Below are 19,860 nucleotides of genomic sequence, written 5' to 3'. Positions count from 1 at the left end.
ACTTACTCCTGAATTTCAATCTTGCGGATAGAGAGCCGCTCCACCACCTCTCCACCAACCGGAATCTGGTTGGCCAGGATAGGGGGCAATATACGGATCGGCATCACTTACTCCTGAATTTCAATCTTGCGGATAGAGAGCCGCTCCACCACCTCTCCACCAACCGGAATCTGGTTGGCCAGAATCGGGGGGTAATATACGGATCGGCATCACTTGCTCCTGAATTTCAATCTTGCTGATGGTATTGGCTAACAGCGAGAGCGGTATCACCCGCTCCCGCGCGTCAGTTTTGCGGAATGTAGAGCACCTGCCCTACCTGAATATTCCGCGATTTGAGCTTGTTGATCTCTACCAGTCGCGCCTGACTCACCCCATGCTTCTCGGCAAGGCGGGAGAGACTCTCCCCCCGCTTGACCACATGGCGGATCATCTGCGACTTGTCATCACTGCGAACGGGGGCGGCAGCGCGGCTCTGCCCCTGCTGGGGAATATAGATGGTCTGACCAATCTGAATATCCCGGCTGCGCAGCTGGTTGATCTCTACCAAAGTGGATTGACTCACTCCATGCTTCTCGGCAAGGCGAGAGAGACTCTCGCCACGTTTGACCACATGGCGGAGCATCCGAGATTTGTCATAGTCGCCCACATTGCTAACCGGCGCACCAGAATCTTGCGCAGCCTCCGAATAGGGCTTGATCACCCCGGCACCTGAACCGGTCGCAGCCGCGCCGTCACGTACTGTCGCTGGCATCTTATTGGTCACCACCGGCTGCGACTGCACTGGCTTGGGCTGGCTCACCGGCTGCGAAGCTACCGGTGCAGAGCGAGTGGTCGCGGCAGGCCTGCTCGCCTGTCCCTTGCCGGTCAACATGGCTCCCTTGGTCGGGTGGGCGCGGTAGTAGTTGCGGATCCCCTCGAAAATGGCGCGGGCCAGCTGATCCTGATAGCTTGAGGTAGCCAGCAGCTTCTCTTCCGCATGGTTGGAGATAAAGCCGGTTTCGACCAGCACCGAGGGAATATCCGGCGCCTTCAGCACAGCCAGACTGGCATGCTCCGGGGCCTTCTTGTGCAGTCGGGCAACCTTGCCCAATGAGCGCAGGATCTGACGGCTGACGTCGTAGCCTTCGGCACGGGACTTGTCCATGGAAAGGTCTAGGAAAGTTTGCGCCAGATAGGGATTGGGATCGGATTCCGCCAACACCTTGCCGACCCCGCCCAGCAGCTCGCCCTGCTTCTCCTGCTTCTCCAGCCAGCTGCCCATCTCGCGGTTGGCACGGTTGGTCGAGAGGACCCAGACAGAGGCGCCGCGCGGAGTGGAGTTATGGAAGCTGTCCGCATGGACCGACACCAGCAGATCCGCCTTGGCCTTGCGGGCAATCTCGGAACGCTTGTTGAGGTCGACGAAATAGTCGCCACGACGGGTCAGCACGGCGCGCATCCCCGGCTCGCGGTCGATCAGCGCCGCCAGCTTCTGGGAGACTGCCAGCGTAACTCGCTTCTCATAGGTACGACGCGGACCGATGGAACCCGGGTCTTCCCCACCGTGGCCCGGGTCGATGGCAATCACCACCCCCCTGCCCTTGCCACCGACGGGCGTGGATTGCACCGCAGCCGCCGAGCGCTTCTCTTCATAAGGCAGATCGATCACCAGACGGTGACCATAGGGCCCGGCTGGTGCCAGCGGAAAGACCACCGGCTTGATGGAGGAGCTGAGATCAAGCACCAGCCGCAGGCCCCCCTTCTCCAGCGGAGTGCTCTCACGTATCTTGCGCACCAGCTCGCTGTTGTTCTCGACCCGGGCCAGATTGGTGGCATTGCTCGCCCCTTTCAGATCGATCACCAATCTATCGGGGCCAGCCAGGGTGAAGTAGTTGTAGTTGGGGGCACTGCTCATATCGAGCACCACCCGGGTGTTATCCGGTGATGGCCAGATTCGCACACTCTTGAGCTGATTCGCCCAGGAGGGTAACGCCATCAAAGAGAGAGCAATAACAAGGATCAAGCGCACGTAGATGACAACCGTTCCAGAATGGCTTCGCCAATAGCAGTGCGGGCCTCTATCAGAGCCTCGCGCTGCTCGCCTACATAAGTAAGGGTAATTTCAAGGTCAGGAGCCGGTAACCAGCCCTCGCCCTTCTCGGACCACTCCACCAGACAGAGAGTATTGGCGGCAAAATAGTCCCGAATGCCCATGAACTCCAGCTCTTCCGGATCAGCCAGACGATAGAGATCGAAGTGATAGACCTGCCAGCCATCGAGCTCATAGGGCTCGACCAGGGTATAGGTCGGGCTTTTTACCTTGCCCTGATGGCCAAGGCCCTGCACCCAGCCGCGGGTCAGAGTGGTTTTACCAGCACCAAGCGTGCCATGCAAAAACACTGTGGTCGCCTGCTGGCAGGCCTGTGCCAGACGGCCACCCAGTGCCACGGTTGCTGCCTCGTCCGGCAGTGTCATCATCAACTGTTTTGCCATGTTCTTCTTTTTAACTTGTAATGGTGTCGGGATTAACCAGTTTGCGGATCAGCGGCAGCAGATCTGACGCCAGCATGCCCCGCTCGCCGTCAGCGGCGGCCTGATCTGCAGCCTCGCCGTGGATCACGGCGCCCAGCCAGCTTGCCATGGTGGCAGACCAGCCCTGGGCCAAAAGGGCGGCGATTATACCAGATAACAGATCGCCCATGCCGCCACTTGCCATGCCGGGATTGCCTTCACAACAGAGAGCGACCCGCTCGCCGTCATAAATAAGTGTTCCCGCCCCTTTTAACAAAACCACACCGCCATAACGCCGCTGCAGTGCCTGCACGGCGGCAAACCGGTCGGTTTCAATCTCGGCAATGGAGCATCCCAGCAGGCGCGCTGCTTCGCCGGGATGGGGCGTGAGCACCCAATTATCCTGATGGCGGGGAGATTGCGCCAGCCAATTCAATCCATCGGCGTCCAAAACCAATGGCAACCGATCGGTGAGATAACGGGCAATTTGCCCCCTTCCCCAATCATCCTGACCGAGCCCGGGGCCAATGACCCGCACCGACGCCCATCCCTCGTCATCAGCGGTGATAAGACTCATTAGTTCGGGTTGATAAAGACTGACCGGCGGATGCTCCGGATGCTGACACACCCGCACCAGCCCAGCCCCCGCCCGCAGGCAGGCGCGGGCCGCCAACACGATGGCCCCCTGCATGCCGCGATTGCCCCCCACCAGCAGTACCTTGCCATAAGAACCCTTGTGGGAAGCGCGCGGGCGCGGGGTCAGCTGCGCGCTGAGCAGTGGATAATCGATACGCCAGGCGGCGGGCAGCATAGCTTCATCAGGCGTCACGCCTAGGGGATCACAGTCGAGCTGGCCGACACAATCCACCCCGTCGCCGGTGAGCATTCCCTGCTTGATACCGATAAAGGTGAGGGTGCGAGTGGCCTGCACCACGGCCCCCATGGCACGGCCGGTATCGCCGTTGAGGCCGGAGGGGAGATCCACCGCCAGCACGGGCACAGCCAAGCCATTGATTGTTGCGACGATCTTTGTCAGTAGTGGCGAGAGGGACGTGTTGACGCCGGTGCCAAGCAGGGCGTCGACCACCAGATCCGGGGTGGTGTGCTGGTCCTTATCAAACTGCTCGGCCAGCCAGACCCGGCCACCGGCCGCCAGCCACTCATCGGCGGCCCGTCTGGCATCCCCCTTCAGCTGGTCGGGTGCTCTGGCGGCAATCACCACCACCTCGATGCCAATCTGGCGGGCAAGGCGGGCCAGCACATAGCCATCACCGCCGTTATTACCGGGGCCGACGAAAATCCACCAGCAGCGACTGTCGGGCCAATGCAGGGTGGCATAGGTGCGCAGCGCGGCACCGGCTCGCTCCATCAGGGCATAGAGAGGTTGCCCCTCACGCGCGGCCCAGTTGCGCTCCAGTGCGCGGATCTGTTCAGTCTGCCACAACCCCTGTGGTAAACTGCTCCCCTCTTTTGTGCCCAACGCGCCCCTGATGATCTCTACCATGACGGCTCCCGCCTCTTATCAATCGACCCACGCCAGCAAACACCGGCCAGGCCAAGCCGCATGAGCGCACCTGACTTCCACCAGCTGGCCCACGATATCAAGCTCTGGGCACGGGAGCTAGGTTTTGACCAGGCGGGCATCACCGACACCGACCTGCGTATCGAAGAGCCGAGATTGCAGGCTTGGCTGGATGCGGGCTATCACGGCAGCATGGATTACATGGCGCGCCACGGCATGATGCGCGCGCGCCCCCACGAGCTGTTGCCGGGCACGATGCGGGTGTTGTCGGTGCGGATGAACTACCTACCGTTCGAGGCGGGCTTCGCCGCTACCCTGCGCGATCCGGCCCTCGGCTATATCAGCCGCTATGCTCTCGGTCGCGACTACCACAAGGTGCTGCGCAACCGGCTCAAACAGCTGGGTGATCGCATCGAAGCGCGCTGCGCCGAGCTGTTTCAAGGCACTGAAGAGACCTTGGGTGAGTGGCGCCCCTTCGTCGACTCCGCCCCCATCCTCGAGCGGCCACTGGCGGCCAAGGCGGGCCTCGGCTGGGTTGGCAAACACTCACTGCTGCTCAACGAATCGGCTGGCTCCTTCTTCTTTCTCGGTGAGCTGTTGATCAACCTGCCGCTGCCGCTCGACCAGCCAGTGGAGAAGGAGCTGTGTGGCAAGTGCGTCGCCTGCATCAACATCTGCCCGACCGGCGCCATTGTCGCCCCCTATGTGGTAGATGGCCGCCGCTGCATCTCCTATCTCACCATCGAGAACGATGGCCCTATTCCGGAAGAGTTCAGGCCCTTGATGGGCAACCGCATCTACGGCTGCGACGACTGCCAGCTTATCTGCCCCTGGAATCGCTACGCCGATGCCAGCCCGGAACCCGATTTTAGCCCCCGCCCCAGCCTGCACCGACCGCCCCTGCTGGCGCTGTGGTGCTGGAGCGAGAGCGATTTCCTCAAACAAACCGAGGGGAGCCCGATCCGCCGCATCGGCTATCAACGCTGGCGCCGCAATCTGGCGGTAGCCCTTGGCAACGGCCCGGCGACCCCCGAGGTAATCGCCGCCCTGCAACTGGGACTGACCACCGCCGAGCCTATGGTGGCCGAACATATCGAATGGGCGCTGGCCACCCTTGCCCAGCGTCAGGATGACGAGAACAAGAAGACCCGTTTGCTGATCCGCTGCATCGAAAAAGGTCTGTCGGATCACGCATAAGTGATCTGCCCCTTGCCGGATTGCAGCACTTTTTTCATGCTCTGCCGACCTGCAGTGCCCATAACAGCGTGGTCACTGCAAACTGGTCGGCACACAACAAGGACAACACAGATGCAAATGTTGGGAGTGGATATTGGAGGCTCAGGGATCAAGGGCTGTCTGGTCGATACCAAAACCGGCGAATTGATTGGCGAGCGCCATCGCATTGCCACACCGCAACCGGCCACCCCAGCCGCCATCGCCCATACCCTCAAGGCGCTGGTCGAACACTTCGACTGGAAAGGACCGGTGGGCTGCGGCTTTCCCGCCACCATCCACAACGGGGTTGCCAAGAGTGCCGCCAACATCGACAAAAGCTGGATCGAAACCGATGCCGAGCATCTGTTTGCCGATGTCACCGGCAAGCCCTGCTATGTGCTGAATGATGCTGACGCCGCCGGTCTGGCCGAAATGCGCTTTGGCGCCGGCAAGGATCGCAAGGGGGTCATCATCCTCATCACGGTCGGCACCGGCATCGGCACCGCCATCTTCGTCAACGGCCATCTGCTGCCCAACACCGAGCTGGGCCATCTGATGCTGGAAGGAATGGTCGCCGAGCACTACTGCTCCGATGCGGCGCGCAAACGGGAAGATCTCTCCTGGAACCGCTGGGGCAAGCGTTTCAACAAGTACCTGGCGCGCCTCGAGTTTCTCTTCTCCCCCGACCTCTTCATTCTGGGCGGCGGCAGCGCAGCCAAGCTGGATAAGTTTGTCGATCGCATCGAGACCCGGGCACCGCTTATTCCGGCGGCCAGCCTCAATCAGGCGGGCATTATCGGGGCCGCACTCTACGCGGCCGAGCAGCAGGGCTGACCGACGCTCACTGCAGATCAGCAGATATCCAATGGAAAGGGCCCGGCACTGCTGCCAGGCCCTTTTGTTTGGCGGTCATCTTGCGTGTTTGGTGCTTATCACCCGCTACATGTCGTCGAGTCGATGCACCCCGTGCACCAGCCGAGTCAGGCGGGTCTGCTCCAGCCCGGCCAGATTCTCGAGCAAAGCGGTGGTGGCCGGTGTCGGGCACTCCCGGGCCAGATGGCTCAGCTCGCCCACCAGCTGCTCTTCCCAGCGGCATACCTGAGTAACGATATCCTGGGTCTGGACTGATGCCGGCAGCTCGAAGCCGGTAATGGCAGGCAGCATATCCTCGCTGAAACTCTGGTTCAGCCAGGTCTCCCTGACCGCCTCTCCCAGCTGAGCGGCATATTCGTGCAGATGGGCACTGGCCGCATCCTCACGCCCTTGCAGATAGACCAGCAACATCCGGCTCCGTTCGTTGTCCACCTGACTGGTCAAACGCCCGTAACAGAGTCCGAGCTGGTGGTGAACCTGCTCAAGATAGTGCAGCAACTCTTTGATCTGTTGGAATCTCATCGCACTGCCCTCCATGCTTGTCGACATCATCAGTATAAAAAACCGGCGCCACCGACCCAATCCCTATCCGAGCCCCCCTTGCGCTGCATCAAGGTTGACGCCGACAAAGTGGCTGCCAGGTGCTCCGGTCACGAATAGGGAACGATTTGTGCAGCAATTTGTGTAACGATGGAGGAGCATTAAGCTCGACAGCAGATGTGAACAGAAACGGGCTGACACACTAATAAAACCAGCCTTTACCCAGCATAAACCATCTTTAATTCGGTTATACGCCACAGGGACGAAACAGGATCTGGAAGAGCAACAATACCATCCTGATTGTTATCCGCCTGACAGAAATCCTTATCACTTTTTTAGACGTCTAGACGTAAAAACATGCGTTGACATGGCCATCCAGACATCTTAGCATCATCCTCCATGATGACAGAGTAACCCAGTGGAACCTCTGCCCAATTTCCCCGCCTGTAGCGCCCTGTGCTTTAAGGCTGTTAGCACGGAAGAATCCATGATTAAGTTGATCGGTCTCAACAAAGTCTACGGTACAGGCAGTGACGCCGTGCACGCCCTGCGTGATGTGAGTCTGCATGTACCCCAAGGCAAAATTTTCGGGGTGATCGGTGCCTCCGGTGCCGGCAAGAGTACCCTCATTCGTTGTGTCAACCTGCTGGAGCGCCCGACAGAGGGCCAAGTCATCGTTGATGGCCAGGATCTGGTCGCCCTGAGCGAGCGGGATCTGACCCAGGCTCGCCGCCAGATCGGGATGATTTTCCAGCACTTCAACCTGCTTGCCTCCCGCACTGTGTTTGCCAACATAGCCTTTCCGCTGGAGCTGGCAGGTTGGAGCAAAGAGAAGATCCAGCAACGGGTTGCCGAGCTGCTGGCGCTGGTCGGGCTGGAAGCCCGTGCCCAGGCCTATCCGTCCGAGCTTTCCGGCGGTCAGAAACAGCGCGTCGCCATTGCCCGCGCACTGGCTCCGGCCCCCAAGGTACTGCTCTGCGACGAGGCCACCTCGGCCCTCGACCCGCAGACCACCCGCTCGATCCTGACCCTGCTCAAGGAGATCAACGTCAAGCTGGGGCTCACCATCCTGCTCATCACCCACGAGATGGACGTGGTGAAGGGGATCTGTGACGAAGTGGCCATCATCAGCGACGGCCGTCTGATCGAGCAGGGCGAAGTGGCCTGGTTCTTCAGTAATGCCAAAACCCAGCTGGCACGTGACTTCATCCACTCTACCATCCATCTGGAGGTACCGCAGGAGTATCAGGATCGGATGAGCAGCGAGCGGGTGCCGGGTAGCTACCCGCTGGTGAAGCTCGGCTTTACCGGCAGCACGGTCGACACGCCGCTGATCTCCGAGGCGAGCCGCCGTTTCAACATCGACATCAGCATACTGAGCGCAGACATCGAATACGCAGGTGGCGTCAAATTCGGTTTCCTGCTGGCCGAGCTGTTCGGGGATGAAGCCCAGTGCGAGGCGACCCAGCAGTTCCTTATCGACAACCACATTCAGCTGGAGGTAATGGGTTATGTCCGAAGCCATGATTAATCTGCTCATCACGGCCCTGGGCGACACCCTGATCATGGTGTTTGCCTCCGCCCTGTTCGGCTGCCTGCTGGGTCTGCCGCTCGGCGTGGCACTGCATGTAACCAAGGCGGGCCAGATCCTGGCCAACCCCTTGCTCAACCGTACTCTGGGTATGGTGGTCAACGTGGGTCGCTCGGTGCCCTTTATCATCCTGCTGGTCGCCATCATTCCGCTAACCCGGCTGATTGTCGGCACCAGTATCGGCACCATCGCCGCCATCGTGCCGCTGACTGTCGGCTGCATCCCTTTCATCGCCCGTCTGGTGGAAGGGGCCCTGATGGAGGTGCCGGACGGCCTGCTGGAAGCGGCCAAGGCGATGGGCGCCAAGCCGCTGCAAATTATCACCAAGGTGCTGCTGCCCGAGGCTCTGCCCGGCATCCTCAACAGTGTCACCATTACCCTCGTCACTCTGGTGAACTACTCGGCCATGGCCGGGGCCATCGGTGGCGGTGGTCTGGGGGATGTGGGTATTCGTTATGGTTATCAGCGCTTTGACCCGACCGTCATGCTGGTGACCGTGGTTATCCTGGTAGTACTGGTTCAACTTATCCAGAGCGCGGGTGAGCGCCTGGTCAACAAATGTGATCATCGTTAATCGTCGATTTCTGACAGGAGGTTTTATGAAATTTGGCATCAAATCCGTTGCGGCTGCCCTGCTTGCTGGTCTGGTTCTGGCCGGTTGCGGTCAAAAAGAAGAGAGCAAGGTTCTGAAAGTGGGTGCTATTGCCGGCCCCGAGACCGAACTGGTTGAAGTGGCTGCCAAGGTGGCCAAAGAGAAATACGGTCTGGACGTTCAGATCGTCAACTTCTCCGACTACGTCACCCCGAACGTGGCGCTGAACGATGGCAGCATCGACGTCAACGCCTTCCAGCACAAACCCTATCTGGATGCGCAGGTGCGTGATCGCGGCTTCAAGCTGGTGCCGGTTGGCAACACCTTCGTCTACCCGATCGCCGGTTACTCCAAAAAGATCAAGGCGCTGAGCGAGCTGCAAGATGGCGCCCAGATCGCGGTACCGAACGATCCGACCAACCTGGGTCGCTCGCTGATCCTGCTGGCCAAACAGGGTCTGATCACCCTGAAGGATGGCGCCGGTCTGGAAGCCACCGTGCTGGATATCGCCAGCAACCCGCGCAACTTCAAGATTGTCGAGCTGGAAGCAGCCCAGCTGCCACGCTCGCTGGAAGACGTGGACTTGGCCATCATCAACAACACCTTCGCCGGTCAGATTGGTCTGACCCCGACCGAGAACGGCCTGTTTGTTGAGGACAAAGAGTCCCCCTACGTCAACCTGATCGTCGCCCGTGACAACAACAAGGATGACGAGAAGGTCAAACAGTTCGTACAAGCTTTCCAGACCGATGATGTCTACAAGAAAGGTCTCGAGTTGTTCAAAGGCGGCCTGGTAAAAGGTTGGTAATTGCTCACTCGGCAAAAAAGGCCACGCAATGCGTGGCCTTTTTTATTGGCGCCGCTATCATATCCGCGAGCACGGCAACACGAACATACTCATAACATGAAAAAATGGTATCTGGCCTACTGCAAGCCAAAAGAAGAGGCCCGCGCCCGCGCCCACCTCGATGCCCAGGGTATCGAATCCTATTACCCCATGGTGGAGATCGAGAAGCTGCGCCGGGGCAAGCGAGTTCCGGTACGGGAACCCATGTTCCCCAACTACCTGTTTATCTTTGTCGATCTGGAAGAGGTGACACCGGTCACCCTGAAATCGACCCGCGGCATCAGCCGGATCATCCACTTTGGCAGTGAATGGACCCCCATCAGCAGCAAGCTGGTCTATCAGCTGATGAGTCGCGATGACAGCGATGAGGCGAGAGCCAGCTACGCTAACCTGCCCTGCTCGGGCGACAAGGTGCTGATTGAAGAGGGGCCGCTTGCCGGCTTCGAAGCCATCTATATGGAGCCGGATGGAGAGAAACGGGCGATTTTGCTGGTCAGCCTGCTCAACCGGGAGACCACCAGCAGCTTCGACAACCACACCTTCAGGCGTCTGGACTAAACCCACGGGCCAGACGGCCCGGTGAATGGCAATAGCAATGGCGGGATGCTCCCGCCATCTCATGCATCAAGATCAAAGCGGGCGATGACCGCCTTCAGCTTGCCGGTATCGCCAGCCAGTCTGGCTACGATCTCCTCCCCCTGCTGGCTACGCTGACAGGATTGCCGACTGAGCGCGGCAATGTCGTCGACCGTCCCGGATACCTCGGCGGCCACCCGCGACTGCTGCTCGGTTGCCACCGAAATGGCCTCCAGCTGGCCCGACAGCGACTGAACCAGCTGGTTCATGGCACTCAGGGTATCGGTCACCAATCCAACAGCATCCCGCCCCTGCTCCACCAACCGGGTACCGCTGCTGACGGTACTCACCGTCTGGCGAGTCTGCTGGGAGATGGCCGCAATAGTCTGGCTGATCTCGGCGGTTGATTGATGGGTGCGGGTCGCCAGCTGACGTACCTCATCGGCAACCACCGCAAAACCGCGCCCCTGCTCGCCTGCCCGTGCCGCTTCTATCGCCGCATTGAGTGCCAGCAGATTGGTCTGCTCCGCAATGGTGGCGATCACCTCGGTGATCTGCCCCACCTGTTCACTCTGATGCTCCAGCAGCCCCATGGCCTCGTTGGCCTGCCCAATCATGGCGGCAATCTGCTGCATGGTATCGCTCATTCGCGCCAGCGCAGCCTCTCCCTGACGGGTCTGCTGCTGCACCTGCTGGGCACTATCCGCCACACCGGCAATGTTGCCAGCCACATCACGGGCACTCACCGACATCTGATCGATAGCCGCCGCCACCGCATCGACCCGCTGATCCTGCTCCGTCAGATCCGCCACTATGGCTCTGGTAGTGCTGCCCACATCGAGACAGGCCTCTTCGACCTGCCCCACTGCGCCCTGCAACTCCCCGACCAGATGATGTAACTGGGCAGACATCCGGTTGATGGAACCAGTCAATTCTCCCAACTCATCCTGCCCTGTGATTGGCAAGGGCTCGGCCGCCAGCCGGCCATCCGCAACCTGCCCCGCCCGGGTCACCAAACAGGCAATGTCACGGGTCAGACGACGGCTAAAGAGCCAGGCGACCAGCATGCCAAGCACGATGGCGCTGCAGGTAGCCAACAGTAGTGTCTGGTTGATGGCCCTCCCGGCTCCGGTCATCTGCGCCGAAATCTGATCCACCTCGGCGCGGGTTTTATTCACCTGCTGGACCAACTGCTCGCTGAGGCTGGACTGCATCGGCTCGATGTCGGTGGCCATCAGGTAGTTGGCCTGATCCCAATCCGGCGCCTGGCGCTTCTCGATCACCTGCCCCACCAGCTCGGAGAAGGGGGTCGCCATCTCTTCAAACAGCTGCCAGAGGCTCTGCTGGGTATCGGTAAAGAGCGCGGCTTGCTGCTTCACCTCAGCCACCCGCTGCTGGTGAAACTGGTAGTAATCCTGATACTTGCTGCGGTATTCGGGATCGCCTGAGATGAGAAAATCCCTCAGGGCAGAGAGGGAATTGGCGAGGCTGTTGTAGGCATCTCCCACCTGCTTGAGCAGCATGCGGCGATCGCCCGCGAGCTGATCCTGCGAGGTCGCCACCTCCTCATTGGCAAAGGATTGCAGCTGATCGAGCGCAGCCTCCGCCACCGGCCCCGCCTCCTGCAGCATCAGGGTGTGAGCGGGCAGATTCTCTTCACTCTGGGCTATGGTCCACACCTTCTCCTGATGGCTTTTGAAGGTCTCGAGAGACTTGGCGAGCGCCGGGCTGAAGGCCTGATGGGCGATGGCCTGCCAGGCCGACTCCCACTCCAGCTTGAGGCGGGAAGCCTGAGCCGGATCCTTGCCGAGGATCAGATAGCCACGCAGGGCAGAAACGGTGGCCACCAGTGCTTTCTGGCTCGCCTCATCCCGCTGCAGAGCGGGCAGCGCCTGCTCCAACAGAGTGTGTTGGGCCTGATTGATCTGGGTCAGCCGGTAATAGACCAGCGCGGAGGAGAGCAGGATCAGCAGGTTGATAAAACCGAAGCTGAGCAGCAACTTGCTTGAGATTTTCATGAACATCCTTGTTCAAACGGAGGGATCCAGCCAACAGAATCAGATAGATATCAGTGTAGGCAATCTATCTTGCCAAGCCCGGTGCCACTCTTGCAACTCGCTGCGTGGCATCGGTCTGGCAGAGAAGAACCCCTGACAAACATCGCAGCCCAACTTTGCCAGCAACCGCCAGGTCTGCTCATCCTCTACCCCTTCAGCCACCGACTTGAGGCCCAACTTGCGCGCCAGCTCGATACTGGACTCGATAATGGCCAGACGGGATGGGTCTTCAAAACAGCGGTCGACAAAGGAGCGATCCAGCTTCAGTTCGGTAAAGGGCAGCAGCGCCAGTTGCTGCATGGAGGAGTAGCCGGTACCGAAGTCATCAATGGCGAGGCCAAAGCCGTGCATCCGCAGCCGGGTCAGCACCTCCAGCGACTTGCCCAGATCCTGTACAAAGGCGCTCTCGGTCACCTCCAGGGTGATAAGCTCGGGGTTGATGCTCCAGCGTTGACACTGATTGATCAGGGAGTTGCACAGATCGCCCTCGATCAGCGAGGTAGTGGAGAGGTTCATCGACAGATTGAGCGAGAGTCCGGTCTCTTCCCACAAGTGACCATCACTCAGGGATTTGCCGATGATCACTTCAGTCAACTGATCGATCAGTCCGTTGCGCTCCGCCAGTGGAATAAAACGCCCCGGAGAGATCAGGCCGTACTCCGGGTGCTGCCAGCGGGCCAGCGCCTCCATCCCGACCCACTCGCCGGAGGCAAAGCTCACCTTGGGCTGATACCAGGGCAGCAACTGATCCTGCTCGAGTGCACTGCACAACTCATCCAGGCCGATCCTGTGCCCCTCCTCCTCCCTTGCAGGCTCCTCCCGGGGTGACCAGGCATCGATCAGCAGCTTGAGCTGCTGCTGGGTAGAGGGTTTCTCTATGCGGCCGAGCACCTGCAAGCCATAGGCGGCACTCATCCGCAACACGGCCTCCACCACATCGTCTTCAAGGGCGCTGGAGAGGATAATCCCCCCGCGAAAACCGCCCAATGACAGGCGGCGCAGCAGCGCCATGCCATCCATGCCCGGCATCCGCAGGTCGCAAAACAGGATATCGACGGCGTGTTGCTGGCTCAGCACCAGCGCCTCGGCACCATCGGCCGCCTCCAGCAGATTCTGGTAACCCAGGCTGCGGACCTGGTGCAGCAGCGCCTTGCGCTGAAATCCATGGTCTTCCACGACCATAATGACCAACTCATGTTGTGCTTTTTTCATCGAGCCATAATCCAATGTCGTGGGCGATCGCCGTCATCAATAGCTGCACCTTGCCGGTCAGCTCATCCAGTTCCTCAAGCTGCTTCAATCTGGCAGCCGACTCCAGCCTGGCAGCCTGTGTGGCCAGCTCCTGCAGCCCGACCATGCGGGCTGCCCCCTTGATCCGGTGGGCAGTTTCTACCAGTACGTTGAAATCATGGCAAGCCAGCGCAGCCATCATATGAGCCCCATCCTGACGATTGGAGTCGAGATATTCCGCCGCCATCGCCCGCGCCGTCGGCTCATCGCCAAACAGGGTCAACCAGCGTTCAGCCTGAACGGCCAGCACATCATCGACCGCCGTCACCGCTGTACCGCCCGCCGGTACCGACTCAGCGAGCCAGTGTGCCAGCAGCTGGCGCAGGGTATCCAGCGGGTAGGGCTTGAACAGCATGTCACTCATTCCCGCTTCCACCATACGGGCATGGGCCTCTTCCGAGGTATCCGCTGTCACCCCAATAATGGGCGCCGTCACGCCCGCAGCCCGCAGCGCCTTGGTCAGGGCATAGCCGTCCATCACCGGCATGTGGCAATCGGTCAGCAACAGGGAGAATGGCTGCCCCTGCCAGGCCCGCAACGCCTTCTCGCCATCTTCCACTACCTGGGATTCAATTCCGAGGATAGCCAGTTGTCGTGCCAGCAGGGCGCGATTGACCGGATGATCATCGGCCACCAGCACCCGTCCTCCCAGCTTGTCGGCCAGCGCAGGCAGAACCGGGGCGACCCGTTCCTGCAGCAGTTCGAGACAACTCTCCAGCAGCAGATCCGGGTAGAGAGGAGAGAGCCCCAATCGCCACCACAACTGACCGCCGATCCGGCCGCGAAGGGCCTCGTTCGGTGACGCTATGATCCCTCTCAATGAGACATGCTGCAACCATCCCTGCCACTCACCGCCGAGGGCCTGCTCCAACCACAGCTGATCAGCCAGCAGCAACCCTTCCAGTGAGCGGTTGAGCTGGCTGGCATCCAGATGCCTTAGCTTGGCGCCCAACCGCCGCATGGCCGCCTCGAGGCTGGCATCGGCGCTGAAAAACCACCATTCGGTGCCAGCCAGCGGGGGCGCATCCCATTGAGGGTTGGTCAGCGGCACGGTAAAGCGGAAACGGGATCCCTCTCCCGCCTTGCTGGTCAGGGTGAGTTCGCCCCCCATTTTGCGCACCAGCTGATCACAGATTGCCAGCCCCAGCCCGGTACCACCAAAGCGGCGATTGATGTCGGACTCCACCTGCTCAAACGGAGTGAACAACAATGCCTGTTTCTCCTCGGCAATCCCGATACCGGTATCGCGGATACTGATAGCAAGCTGATCGCGCAGGTAGCTGACCCGGATGGAGACCTCCCCCTGTTCGGTGAACTTTACCGCATTGTTGAGCAGATTGGAGATCACCTGACCGACCCGTACCCCGTCGATATCGGCCCAATCAGGTACATGCTGGCCCCACTCCAGCGTCACGTTGAGCCCCTTGCTATGGGCCAGGGTAGCGTGGCCACGGATCGCATCGCAGATCACCGTCTGCAACCGGCTGACCTGACAATGCAGTTGCAACTGACCCGCCTCGATCTTGGAGAAATCGAGTATGTCGTTGACCAGATAGAGCAGGTTGTTGGTCGAGGTGACCACATTACGCACCATGTAACGTTGATCGTCGTTGAGCTCGCTCATTTGCAACAACTCGAGCATGCCGTGCATGCCGGAGATGGGGGTGCGTAACTCGTGGCTCATGGTGGCCAGAAAGCGGCTGCGCGCCTGCATCGCCTGCTCGGCATAAGCACGTGCCTCGCGCAGCTCATGCTCCTGCTGCTTGAGGGCCGTGATGTCCTGAATCACCCCGTTGAGTATCAGCGCCTGCTGCTCCTGACGGACAAAATTGCCGCGTACCTGCAGATAGCGATCCCCGTCAGGGCGCTCCACCTTGACCTCCAGATCGAGGGGGGCCAGGGTCTCGGCATGGTTGGCCACCTTGCTGACAAACTCCTGCAGGGCCTGTTCGGTAAAGCCAAATACCTCACCACCCGATTCAGCGTTAAATAAATCCTGATGAGATACCCCCAGGATCTCGTTGGCCCCCTGAGAGGCATAAAGAAAGCGTCCCTTGCCCGGCCCCAGCCACAGATACTGGTAGACTACGCCGGGCATGCTGTCGGTGATCTGGGTCAGGCGAGTTTCAGCCTGACGAGCACGCTCCTCGGCTTCCTTGATACGGCTGACATCGGTCAGCACTGTCAGCACACCCCGCATGTTGCCATCGGGGTCCCGGTAAGGGCGCTTGGCATAGATAACATGAAAAGGGGTGCCATCGGCACGCAAGCTATTGCCGGCCCCCTCCAGCTCCTGGCCGCTTTGCCATATCCTGCGCTCCTCTTCCAGCACGCTCGCACGCAGGGGCTCGGGGATGCTTTGCAGGTCGTCAAGCGCCTCGCCATTGACATCAACGAGAAAGGCATCGCGATAAGCCCGGTTGCAGAGGGTTATACGCTGCTCGCTGTCGCGCAATGCCACCATGGTCGGCAATGAGTTGAGCAGGGTCTGTACAAACAGCAACTGTTCGTTGAGTTTGCTCTCTGCGATTTTCCGCTGCGCAATCTGGCGACGCAGGCTGCGGGCCCAGAACATCACCAGCAGACCGCAGGTCAACAAGGCCACTCCGCCCAGCGCCAGCCACTTGTAGAACTGGCTGTAATCGGATTCGACATTTACCGAAACATTGAGCCAGCGCCGCTCCAGCAGTTGCCACTCCTCATCCGTGATGGTCAGCAACAGCTTGTCCATGATCCGCAGCAGCTCGGGCTGCCTGATATCAACGGCCATGCTGATGGGCACGGAAAACTCGGGGGAGCTCAGCACCACCTGATACTTTTCGTTGAAGCCCTTCATGGCCTGCTGCCCCAGATTGGTCATGGTCAACAGCACATACTCGGCTTTCCCCGTATCAAGCAGGGTAAGCAGCTCGGTATCCTTGCCCACTTCAATGACGTTGCCACCATGGGCGCTGATAAGAGAAGCCTCATAAGAACCGGTCACGCCACCAATCAGGCGCCCTTTCAGCTCCGCCAGCGACTTCAACGGGCGTGCGCCGCGCCGGGATACCACATAGCTGTCGAATTTAAGGTAGGAGGAGCTGAAGGAGGCAAATGCCTCGCGATCCCTGAGCGGTGTCATCAGGGGGATCAGATCCACCTTGTGCTGTTTCAGCAGAGCCAGAGACTCTTGCCAGGTGCTGGTCGGCTCAAGTTCAAAGCGGATCCCCGAGCGCAGACTCAACAACTTCATCAAATCTGCCGCATAGCCGTGCAACACCCCTTCGTCATCAATCTCGCTGATACCGGCAAACGACGGCGCAACGGCAAACCTGACCACCTTGCTCTTCTTCTTTAACCAGGCTACCTCGTCTGGTTCCAGCAACAAACCCGCCTTGAAACGGCTGTCTTCCTGATTCAGCCGCAACCGGGCATCAGCCACCGGGATCCGCTGGTAGGCCTGCCAGATGCGATCCGTCAGCGCCGGGTCATGGGTACTGGTTGCAATGGTCAATGCACTACCGGGGATCCAGTCCGGGATCACAATCCCCATCGACTCAGGCAACCGCTCCATCTCCATGGCAATGATCGGCCCCAGAGCCAGATAAGCATCGGCCGCCCCCAGTTTGACCATATAGGTCGCCTCGTCACGGCTCTCCAGCTCGGTCACATGAGGCATCCCCAGTCGCGCTAGCTCATTGCAACTGCCAAAACCGCGAATACAGACCCAGCGAAGCTTGCGCGCCTGTTCCAGGGTCAAACGTTGATCCGGATGGCGCATCAAGATGGCGCGGGCGTAGGAGCCCAGATAGCCAATATGATTCATCCCCTCCAGCTCGAGCGCATCGAGCTCGACCCCGATCAAGGCATCAACTTGGCGTCTGTTCAGCGCACCACGGGCATCCACATAGGAGTTGTAGGAGACATAGCGCAGGGAGACCCCCATTTCTGCCGCAATACGCGAGGCCAGCTCCTTGAGCGGACCGGCATAGCGCTGATTGGGCAGTTCATAGAGGAACGGAGGATAACCACCACGGGGCACCCCGACCACCAACTCTTCATCAGCCGCACTCTGGTGGTCCGCCACTGCCTTTTCCAACTGGGGAACAGCAACAGCAGGCAGGCCGGAAAACAGCAGCAACAGGGGGAGAAAAAGCTGACGAAAGAGTGACATGAAGTCTTGTCCTGATGAGTAAAACAGATAGGCCACCATATCTAATCTTGCCGATCCTGGCGGAACAAGGCGAGAAAACATACGCATCTGTCACAAACGGGGCAGAGAGGATAGTGCCGGGGCACAGAAAAGTGAATAAAAAATCAACCTGCAAACACAAAAATGGCAGGCATTACGCCTGCCACATCACCACGGGGAGAGCGTTTACCCTCCCCTATGGATCAGGTTATTCGATTCCCGAGCCGAAAGCCGGTTTGATACTCGCTTTCGCGGATATGGGCGATCTGTCCCTCAAACCCTTCCAGACCAATATCTTTCAGCAGGGCAGGTGACAGACTGACCACGGCGAGGCGACGCTCAACCCGGGCGATCCGTTTTTGAACCAAAGACTCGACACCACGCAGTAAAATCAGTTCGATAGACATGACATTCTCCAGTTGAACATGCGGTTCTCCCGGAGAAAGTGGATATCACCCTGCGGGACGAACCGCGGGTGATAAAAAGACAGGGGTTACCTGTTTACGCCACGCGGTAAAAGAGCACGAGATTTCACGCCGCACGCAGTGCCGCGAGAGAATGCAAAATTGAGCATCAGATGTTGCATTTTCATCTCCTTACCGAGTAAAAGTTGAACAGGTTGCAGAAGTCTAAAAAATATCCGAATTTAAAACAAGCCTCTTGCGGCTCCTTTTTAAACGTTTTTACGGCATTTTATGCTGTCCGTCTGGCAACGATGCCAGCACATCAGATCCCCGAGAGTAGCCGGTACTCTTCCAGTACATAGGTATCCGTCATGCCGCTGACATAATCGAGCAGCAACCGCACCCGGTAATACCACTCCTGCTCGTTCTGGCAGGCAAAACGCTGATCCGGGGTGGCGATCGCCAATCGATAGGCCTTGAGATGGCGGGCCGAGAGGCGGTGATAGAGACGGCGCGCAAAGAACAGCGCCTGACTCCCCTCCCCGGCCAGCAGGCGAGCAAACTGTGGCGCTGGCAGCGCCAATAGACAGGCATAACTGGTCAGCACCCCGCGCAGCGCCGCATACCCCTCCAGCTCAAGCGCTTCCACTTCGGGGCGCATAAAGACCAGCTCGCGGGCCACCTGCTTGAGGATATCGAGCACCCGCGCCGCCGGCGCCTGACCATGCAGCAGTGCTTGCGGATAGGAGCCCTGCAAAATGGCCTGATGTTCGCTGACATAGCTCTGCGCCGCCAGCGCAACCAGATCCCGGGTAAGTTGCTGGCGAAAATGGGGGAAAAAGCCCCGACCACTGGCAAGCGCGTCATCCAGCAAGGTGCCCATGTAGTCACTCTGGTCAGCAGCTCGCAGTGCCGCCAGCAGTTCACCCAGAGTCAGGATCCTCCGATCTACCGCATCTTCCAGATCGGCGATGCAGTAGGAGATATCATCGGCCGCCTCCATGATATAGACCAGCGGATGACGGCATCCTGGGGCCAATCCCAGACTCTGGCCGAGGGCACGGTAGAGCGGCTGCTCGCTAAAGAAGATGCCCCGTTTGCTGCTCCAGCCATGATGTTGGCCATAGCTCACCCCGGGTTGAGGCTGCTGCGGGTATTTGCAGAGCGCCGCCAGTTGCCCGAGCGTCAGATTGAGCTCGTGCAGACTGTGCACCAGCCGCAAGCTCTGGGCGTTGCCATCAAACAGTTGCAGATCCTGACGCAGCTCAGCCCACTGGGTCGAGGGGGGCTGCGCCAGCGCCTGCTGATAGAGGGGATCGAGCATCTCGCCGAGCCACTGGCTCATCACCTGCTCGCCAAAGTGGCCAAACGGCGGGTTGCCCACGTCATGAAGCAGGCAGGACATCTCCACCAGATTGATAAAGGCCCCTTCGCAGACCATCCCGGCTGGCAAGGCGGCCAGAATACGGCGGCTGATCTGGCGACCGGTCTCCTGCACCTCCAGCGAGTGGGTGAGGCGACTGCGCACCGAGGCCTTCACATCGAGCGGAAAGACCTGGGTCTTCTGCTGCAACCGGCGCACTGGCGCCGCCTGCACGATACGGGCGCGATCCTGCTCGGTCGCCTCCAGCAAATCCTCGTCCCCCCAAGGGTGGATGCGCGCAGGGGTAATCAAACGGCTATACATCTTGC

15 protein-coding genes are annotated in these 19,860 nt (G+C 59.7%); 6 read left to right on the top strand and 9 right to left on the bottom strand.

Annotated features, from left to right (window positions below; genetic code table 11):
* Positions 1-283: 283 nt before the first annotated feature.
* Genes G5168_RS18415 through G5168_RS18405 form a run of 3 tightly spaced genes read right to left on the bottom strand, consistent with a single transcriptional unit; the run spans position 284 to position 3,994 of the window.
* Positions 284-1,975, bottom strand: a complete 1,692-nt coding sequence (locus tag G5168_RS18415) for an N-acetylmuramoyl-L-alanine amidase (RefSeq protein WP_227341988.1) — start codon at positions 1,973-1,975, stop codon at positions 284-286.
* 23 nt (positions 1,976-1,998) lie between these two features.
* Positions 1,999-2,472, bottom strand: a complete 474-nt coding sequence (gene tsaE, locus G5168_RS18410; RefSeq protein WP_227341987.1) for a tRNA (adenosine(37)-N6)-threonylcarbamoyltransferase complex ATPase subunit type 1 TsaE — start codon at positions 2,470-2,472, stop codon at positions 1,999-2,001.
* Between the two features lie 10 nt (positions 2,473-2,482).
* The gene (locus tag G5168_RS18405; protein WP_421251361.1) at positions 2,483-3,994 is read right to left on the bottom strand and encodes an NAD(P)H-hydrate dehydratase; all 1,512 of its coding nucleotides are present in this window, start codon (positions 3,992-3,994) and stop codon (positions 2,483-2,485) included.
* A 60-nt stretch (positions 3,995-4,054) separates the two neighbouring features.
* Here G5168_RS18405 and queG point away from each other — a divergent pair, with 60 nt between their 5' ends.
* Positions 4,055-5,209, top strand: a complete 1,155-nt coding sequence (gene queG, locus G5168_RS18400; protein WP_421252554.1) for a tRNA epoxyqueuosine(34) reductase QueG — start codon at positions 4,055-4,057, stop codon at positions 5,207-5,209.
* Between the two features lie 111 nt (positions 5,210-5,320).
* Positions 5,321-6,061: a polyphosphate--glucose phosphotransferase gene (gene ppgK / locus G5168_RS18395; protein WP_111900698.1), complete on the top strand. Its 741-nt coding sequence runs from the start codon at positions 5,321-5,323 to the stop codon at positions 6,059-6,061.
* Positions 6,062-6,166: 105 nt separating this feature from the next.
* Here the strand turns inward: ppgK and G5168_RS18390 are convergent, their stop codons facing one another.
* Positions 6,167-6,622 carry a hypothetical protein gene (locus G5168_RS18390; protein WP_350237125.1) on the bottom strand — a complete coding sequence of 152 codons (456 nt, stop codon included), beginning with the start codon at positions 6,620-6,622 and terminating at the stop codon, positions 6,167-6,169.
* Between the two features lie 505 nt (positions 6,623-7,127).
* On the opposite strand from G5168_RS18390, the gene metN reads away from it, so the two are divergent.
* The 4 genes from metN (at position 7,128) to rfaH (ending at position 10,228) form a co-directional block, all read left to right on the top strand.
* Complete coding sequence (gene metN / locus G5168_RS18385; RefSeq protein WP_005339067.1) at positions 7,128-8,171, top strand: methionine ABC transporter ATP-binding protein MetN; 1,044 nt, start codon at positions 7,128-7,130, stop codon at positions 8,169-8,171.
* Complete coding sequence (locus G5168_RS18380) at positions 8,152-8,805, top strand: methionine ABC transporter permease (protein WP_005339070.1); 654 nt, start codon at positions 8,152-8,154, stop codon at positions 8,803-8,805. Before metN ends, G5168_RS18380 begins: the two co-directional genes overlap by 20 nt.
* A 25-nt stretch (positions 8,806-8,830) precedes the next feature.
* Positions 8,831-9,631: a methionine ABC transporter substrate-binding lipoprotein MetQ gene (metQ, locus tag G5168_RS18375; protein WP_167565957.1), complete on the top strand. Its 801-nt coding sequence runs from the start codon at positions 8,831-8,833 to the stop codon at positions 9,629-9,631.
* Between the two features lie 96 nt (positions 9,632-9,727).
* Positions 9,728-10,228, top strand: a complete 501-nt coding sequence (gene rfaH, locus G5168_RS18370; RefSeq protein ID WP_058057235.1) for a transcription/translation regulatory transformer protein RfaH — start codon at positions 9,728-9,730, stop codon at positions 10,226-10,228.
* A gap of 59 nt (positions 10,229-10,287) precedes the next feature.
* On the opposite strand, the gene G5168_RS18365 is transcribed toward rfaH, so the two are convergent.
* The 5 genes from G5168_RS18365 to dgt all read right to left on the bottom strand — a co-directional run bounded on the left by G5168_RS18365 (position 10,288) and on the right by dgt (position 19,855).
* Positions 10,288-12,264 carry a HAMP domain-containing methyl-accepting chemotaxis protein gene (locus tag G5168_RS18365; protein WP_421249903.1) on the bottom strand — a complete coding sequence of 659 codons (1,977 nt, stop codon included), beginning with the start codon at positions 12,262-12,264 and terminating at the stop codon, positions 10,288-10,290.
* Positions 12,265-12,303: 39 nt separating this feature from the next.
* On the bottom strand, positions 12,304-13,515 hold the full coding sequence (locus G5168_RS18360) for an EAL domain-containing response regulator (RefSeq protein ID WP_227341982.1): 1,212 nt from the start codon (positions 13,513-13,515) through the stop codon (positions 12,304-12,306).
* The gene (locus G5168_RS18355) at positions 13,496-17,746 is read right to left on the bottom strand and encodes an ATP-binding protein (RefSeq protein ID WP_227341981.1); all 4,251 of its coding nucleotides are present in this window, start codon (positions 17,744-17,746) and stop codon (positions 13,496-13,498) included. Before G5168_RS18355 ends, G5168_RS18360 begins: the two co-directional genes overlap by 20 nt.
* Before the next feature lie 221 nt (positions 17,747-17,967).
* A complete protein-coding gene (locus G5168_RS18350) occupies positions 17,968-18,171 on the bottom strand; it encodes a hypothetical protein (protein ID WP_216952918.1) in 204 nt (67 codons plus the stop codon).
* A 319-nt stretch (positions 18,172-18,490) separates the two neighbouring features.
* Positions 18,491-19,855: a dGTPase gene (gene dgt / locus G5168_RS18345; protein ID WP_216952917.1), complete on the bottom strand. Its 1,365-nt coding sequence runs from the start codon at positions 19,853-19,855 to the stop codon at positions 18,491-18,493.
* Between the last annotated feature and the right edge of the window lie 5 nt (positions 19,856-19,860).

The organism is Aeromonas sp. 600724 (genome assembly GCF_049175135.1).
GTDB lineage: Bacteria > Pseudomonadota > Gammaproteobacteria > Enterobacterales > Aeromonadaceae > Aeromonas > Aeromonas veronii_A.
The sequence above is the reverse complement of the archived record's forward strand: the minus strand, read 5'-3'. Positions and strand labels throughout refer to the sequence as shown.

Bases quoted from the DNA above. Each gene is read 5' to 3' on its own strand.
- G5168_RS18415 (WP_227341988.1), bottom strand. From the start codon at position 1,975: ATGGCGTTACCCTCCTGGGCGAATCAGCTCAAGAGTGTGCGAATCTGG.
- queG (WP_421252554.1), top strand. From the start codon at position 4,055: ATGAGCGCACCTGACTTCCACCAGCTGGCCCACGATATCAAGCTCTGG.
- G5168_RS18405 (WP_421251361.1), bottom strand. From the start codon at position 3,994: ATGGTAGAGATCATCAGGGGCGCGTTGGGCACAAAAGAGGGGAGCAGT.
- G5168_RS18390 (WP_350237125.1), bottom strand. From the start codon at position 6,622: ATGAGATTCCAACAGATCAAAGAGTTGCTGCACTATCTTGAGCAGGTT.
- G5168_RS18380 (WP_005339070.1), top strand. From the start codon at position 8,152: ATGTCCGAAGCCATGATTAATCTGCTCATCACGGCCCTGGGCGACACC.
- metQ (WP_167565957.1), top strand. From the start codon at position 8,831: ATGAAATTTGGCATCAAATCCGTTGCGGCTGCCCTGCTTGCTGGTCTG.
- dgt (WP_216952917.1), bottom strand. From the start codon at position 19,855: ATGTATAGCCGTTTGATTACCCCTGCGCGCATCCACCCTTGGGGGGAC.
- ppgK (WP_111900698.1), top strand. From the start codon at position 5,321: ATGCAAATGTTGGGAGTGGATATTGGAGGCTCAGGGATCAAGGGCTGT.
- G5168_RS18350 (WP_216952918.1), bottom strand. From the start codon at position 18,171: ATGTCTATCGAACTGATTTTACTGCGTGGTGTCGAGTCTTTGGTTCAA.
- tsaE (WP_227341987.1), bottom strand. From the start codon at position 2,472: ATGGCAAAACAGTTGATGATGACACTGCCGGACGAGGCAGCAACCGTG.
- rfaH (WP_058057235.1), top strand. From the start codon at position 9,728: ATGAAAAAATGGTATCTGGCCTACTGCAAGCCAAAAGAAGAGGCCCGC.
- G5168_RS18360 (WP_227341982.1), bottom strand. From the start codon at position 13,515: ATGAAAAAAGCACAACATGAGTTGGTCATTATGGTCGTGGAAGACCAT.
- G5168_RS18355 (WP_227341981.1), bottom strand. From the start codon at position 17,746: ATGTCACTCTTTCGTCAGCTTTTTCTCCCCCTGTTGCTGCTGTTTTCC.
- metN (WP_005339067.1), top strand. From the start codon at position 7,128: ATGATTAAGTTGATCGGTCTCAACAAAGTCTACGGTACAGGCAGTGAC.
- G5168_RS18365 (WP_421249903.1), bottom strand. From the start codon at position 12,264: ATGAAAATCTCAAGCAAGTTGCTGCTCAGCTTCGGTTTTATCAACCTG.